This window comes from Neisseria sp. HMSC070F02 (assembly GCF_001814225.1).
GTDB lineage: Bacteria > Pseudomonadota > Gammaproteobacteria > Burkholderiales > Neisseriaceae > Neisseria > Neisseria meningitidis.
Map to the genome: position 1 here is coordinate 8626 of NZ_KV815471.1, position 4562 is coordinate 13187.

Genomic DNA, 4562 nt, shown 5'->3' on the forward strand with positions numbered 1-4562 from the left:
GCCTTGTCCTGATTTTTGTTAATCCACTATATTACATAATCATCGCCTCAATATTTAATATCCCAAAATATAGATTTAAAACCATCGCCTTTGTGGTTTGTCAGCATTCCTAATTGAGATAGAAAGTCAAATAATTTCTTGTTTCTCCGGCTGCCATCAAGATGGTTTAGATTAAGACCTCGAACAATACAATACCCAATACTCTGTACTGTATTGTGAATTTCTTCTATCAAACTATTATTGTTTGCAGATAAAATATACTTTTGATTCATATAGTGAATTAAATTTAAACCAGTACGGCGTTGGCTTGCCTTGCCGTACTATTTGTACTGTCTGCGGCTTCGCCGCCTTGTCCTGATTTAAATTTAATCCACTATAACATATCCCTGTCGTGAAATGCTGTCTGAAAGGGTTTGCCTGCCCTTACGGCAGCAGCCTTGCCCTGAACATCGCCTCCTTCATTTGGCGCACGGCTTCGGGCAGTCCGAGGAAGAGGGCTTGGGCAATCAGCGAATGCCCGATGTTCAGTTCGCGGATGGCGAGGATTTGGGCGATGGGGGTAACGTTGTGTATGGTCAGTCCGTGTCCGGCGTTGACGACCAAGCCCAAATCGCCGGCAAAATGCGCGCCGTTTTGCAGACGCTCGAATTGCTTGAGTTGTTCGGCGTGGCTGCGCGCGTCGGCATACGCGCCTGTGTGCAGCTCGACAACGGGCGCGCCGACATCATAGGCGGCTTGGATTTGCCTGTCGTCGGCATCGATAAACAAAGACACGCGTATGCCCGCGTCGGTCAGGATTTTGGTGAATTCGGCGATTTTTTCCTGTTGCGCCAATACGTCCAAACCGCCTTCGGTCGTGATTTCCTGCCGTTTTTCCGGCACGATGCACACGTCTTCCGGCATCACTTTAAGCGCGTTTTCGAGCATTTCTTCCGTCAACGCCATTTCAAGGTTCAGGCGCGTGCGGATGGCGTTTTTGACAGCAAACACGTCCGCGTCTTTGATGTGGCGGCGGTCTTCGCGAAGGTGCATGGTAATCAGGTCCGCACCGTGCGTTTCGGCAACCAGTGCCGCCTCCACGGGGCTGGGATAAGTCGTGCCGCGCGCGTTGCGGACGGTGGCGATGTGGTCGATGTTGACACCTAAAAGCATAATCTTTCCTTTTATTTCTGCCTTCAGACGGCATTTGAAGCCGTGCCGTCCGAAGTCGGGACGGTTTCCCGGGCGGTTTCTTTGCGGTCAAACTGCCGTATCTGTTCCAACACCTGCCGCGATTTCAGCCCTTCGGGCAACAGGTGGCGGATAAAAAGCCGTGTAATTTTCAATGCCTGTTGCAGGCTTTCGGCGGTGCGGAAACTGCCTTCGCGCAAATCGATCAGGCTTTGCCCTTCGACAATTGCGCCGGCTTCGTGCGAAAGCGCGTCTGCGTCCTCGCATACGGGCATGACCGCCTCTTCGGGCATCAGCCGGTAGGTTTTGTCCGCCAAAATATCGCCGCCCGTGCCGTCGGTGTGCAAATCGGGGGCAACGCCCAAGGCATTGAGCAGCTTCCACTCGAAGCGGCGCAAATCGGCAATGTGGTTGGCTTCACGACACACCGCCTCCATCACTTTTGCCAACGCGTCGTACAGTTCGGGCATCGGATCTTCGCGCGCGGTCAGTTTCAACACCAGTTCGTTCACATACAGACCGCTGAACAACGCCCTGCCCTGCGGCTGCCGCCATCCGCCGACCCATTCGGCACGGTGAAGGGTTTTGAGTTCCTGACTGCCGTACCACGACGCGCTGACGGGCACGAAGGAAACCAGCACGCCGCGCAATTCGCTCTGCCGCTTGCGCGCGCTTCTTGCCAAAAGTGCCACACGCCCGTAACGGCGGCTGAAGGCTTCGACCCGCAGGCTGCTTTCGCGCCATGGCGAGGAAGCCAACAGGAAGACGGGTTCGTGGTTGACTCGGTGTTCGGACATCATGCCTGAAATGCCGTCTGAACGCTGCTGCCGCTACAAAACGGCGGTCGGGTACGAACCGATGACTTTGACGAACGAAGCGCGTTCGCCCAAGCGTTCCAATGCCGTCTGAATCTGCGCGTCCTGGCGGTGTCCTTCGATGTCGATGAAGAACAGGTATTCCCACAAAACGGATTTGCTCGGACGGCTCTCAAACTTGGTCATGGAAATACCCGACTCGGTCAGCGGTTGCAGCAGCGAGGCAACCGCACCGGCGCGGTTGGGCGCGGAAACGGCCAGCGAAGTCTTGTCGCTGCTGCTTGCACCGGTTTCGTGATGTCCCATCACCAAGAAGCGCGTGGTGTTGTTCGGTTCGTCTTCGATGCACTCGGCAACCATATCGAGTCCGTAGATTTCCGCCGCCGTGCGTCCGGCGATGGCGGCAACCGTACCGTCGTCCGATTCGGCAACCAGTCTTGCGGCTTCGGCATTGCTGGACACGGCAATCCGTTCGGCGTTGGGCAAGTGTCTGCCCAACCAGTCGTTGCACTGCGCCAACGCCTGCGCGTGGGAAAAGACTTTGGCAATGCCTTCGGTGCTGCCGTTGTTTTTACGCAAAAGGTTGTGGTGGATGCGCAAAACGACTTCGCCGCACGCCTGCAACGCGGTAACGGCAAGCAAATCCAACGTGCGCCCGACCGAGCCTTCGGTCGAGTTTTCCACGGGCGCGACCAGATAATCCGCCTGACGGGTTTCAACCTGCTTGAAGCAGTTGTCTATGGTCGGACACGCCATGGTGTGCGCGGCGTGTCCGAAATGCTTGATCGCCGCCTGCTGGGTAAACGTGCCCTGCGGCCCCAGATAGGCGATGGTCAGCGGGCGTTCTACGGCGAGGCACTCGCTCATCACTTCCCGAAACAGGCGTGCTACCGATTCGTCGGGCAGCGGGCCTTTGTTCAAATCCTGAATGCGGCGCAACACGGCGACTTCGCGTTCGGGACGGTACACTGCGCCCGTGCCTTTCAGTTCGCCGATGGCGTGTGCGTGTTGCGCGCGTTCGTTGAGCAGGCGCAGGATTTCCGCATCAATGGTGTCGATGGCGTTGCGGTGGGGAAGGAGGAGTTCGTCGATAGTTTGGGACATAATTTCGCCTGAACAGTAATTTATCGTGCATTCTAACATCAAATGCCGTCTGAAACGGTTTCAGACGGCATTTTCCGTTAAAGGTATTCGCTTTGCCCGTTTTCTTTCCACGCACGATGCGAGCAGAGCCACAGAAGCGCAATGCCGCAAGAGGTGGACGCGGTCATCGTTGCCGCCATCACGGTTGCCGAACCGTCGTGCAAGAAGGTCGCCGCCATACCCACCCCCGCGCCGATTAAAGATTGGAATACACCCAATACGGCGTTTGCGCTGCCGCCCTCTTCTTTGAAATAGGACATAAAACACGCCTGCGTGTTTGCACCGACCAAGCCCTGCGTACCGACGGAAAACATCACGCACGCGACCAGCAGCCAAAACGGGGGCAACCCGAAAAACAGCACGGCGGCGAGTTGGGACAGGTTGGCGGCAAACTGGACGACAATCCCCCATAGCAGGATGCTTTGCGGATGCACGCCGGTTTTGAGCCGCCACGCGGTAACGCGGTTGAAAAACATCATCGTGATGATGTTTAGTGCAAACGCCCAAGCGTATTGATGAGGCGTAACACGGTAAAGCTGCTGGTACACGAAGGAAGATTCGGTCAGAAAGGCGAACATCGAACCGAAGCTGAATGCCTGAAAAAACAGATAACCCATCGCGGCACGGGTTTTCAATACGCGTTTGAACCGCCCAGCCACCAGCCCGAACACATCCCGTCCGATTTTGCCGCCGACGGCAGGCTTGGGCAGGAAATACTGCACCAAACCGAGCAGCACCAGCGAATACGCCGCCAGAAAAACAAAAATCGCCTGCCAGCCACCCAAGCCCTGCAACAGTGCGCCGACCATGGGTGCGACCAGCGGCACAACCATCAAAATGATGCCGATAAGGGCAAACATCTGGGCGGCTTTGCGTCCGGAATAATAATCGCGCACCATTGCGCCGACGATGACCACAGTCATGCCCGCACCGAATGCCTGCACAACGCGCAGGTTGAGGAGCTGTTCGGCACTCGAAGCAAATACGATGGCGGCAACGGCAAGGCAGTAGACGGCCAGTCCGGTCAGCGCGACGGGTTTGCGCCCTTTGATGTCGGACACCGAACCGCCGACCACCTGTCCGAACGCCGTGCCGAACATAAACAAACTCAGGCTCTGTTCGATGCGGTGGACATCCGCGTTCAGCGACTGCGCCATTTCGGGAATCGCGGGCAGGTAGGCATCGATGGAAAACGGCATCAGCGTAACCAGCATCGCCATCAAAACCGCCATCAGTTTTTCGCTCATTTCAGGATAATGGGCAGAAGGCATAAATTCTCGTCCGATTCGCAAACAAACCGCCCGGCGGCGGAAAACACAATACGCGGAAACGGAAAATTTTAACACACCGGCACAAACAGGCGGCAACAAAAGCCCCGGCAAAACCGGACGAACCGGAACGATATAGTGGATTAACAAAAACCAGTACAGCGTT

Annotated in this window: 4 protein-coding genes and 1 pseudogene; all 5 read right to left on the minus strand. The window is 55.9% G+C overall.

Annotated features, from left to right (window positions below; genetic code table 11):
* Positions 1-50 precede the first annotated feature (50 nt).
* Positions 51-272 (minus strand): annotated as a pseudogene (locus tag HMPREF2959_RS13305) (taurine catabolism dioxygenase TauD); the annotation flags it as partial.
* A 151-nt stretch (positions 273-423) separates the two neighbouring features.
* The gene (gene pdxJ / locus HMPREF2959_RS07990) at positions 424-1152 is read right to left on the minus strand and encodes a pyridoxine 5'-phosphate synthase (RefSeq protein WP_002243279.1); all 729 of its coding nucleotides are present in this window, start codon (positions 1150-1152) and stop codon (positions 424-426) included.
* 23 nt (positions 1153-1175) lie between these two features.
* Positions 1176-1967 carry a DNA repair protein RecO gene (recO, locus tag HMPREF2959_RS07995; protein WP_002243278.1) on the minus strand — a complete coding sequence of 264 codons (792 nt, stop codon included), beginning with the start codon at positions 1965-1967 and terminating at the stop codon, positions 1176-1178.
* 33 nt (positions 1968-2000) lie between these two features.
* Positions 2001-3128, minus strand: a complete 1128-nt coding sequence (pheA, locus tag HMPREF2959_RS08000; protein ID WP_100216566.1) for a prephenate dehydratase — start codon at positions 3126-3128, stop codon at positions 2001-2003.
* A gap of 38 nt (positions 3129-3166) precedes the next feature.
* Positions 3167-4399 (minus strand): multidrug effflux MFS transporter, encoded by a 1233-nt coding sequence (locus HMPREF2959_RS08005; protein WP_002223452.1) that lies wholly within the window; start codon positions 4397-4399, stop codon positions 3167-3169.
* Positions 4400-4562 lie beyond the last annotated feature (163 nt).

What these genes read in the sequence shown, in the direction of transcription:
- HMPREF2959_RS08005 (WP_002223452.1), bottom strand. Translation starts at nt 4,399, where the DNA reads ATGCCTTCTGCCCATTATCCTGAAATGAGCGAAAAACTGATGGCGGTT.
- pheA (WP_100216566.1), bottom strand. Translation starts at nt 3,128, where the DNA reads ATGTTAGAATGCACGATAAATTACTGTTCAGGCGAAATTATGTCCCAA.
- pdxJ (WP_002243279.1), bottom strand. Translation starts at nt 1,152, where the DNA reads ATGCTTTTAGGTGTCAACATCGACCACATCGCCACCGTCCGCAACGCG.
- recO (WP_002243278.1), bottom strand. Translation starts at nt 1,967, where the DNA reads ATGTCCGAACACCGAGTCAACCACGAACCCGTCTTCCTGTTGGCTTCC.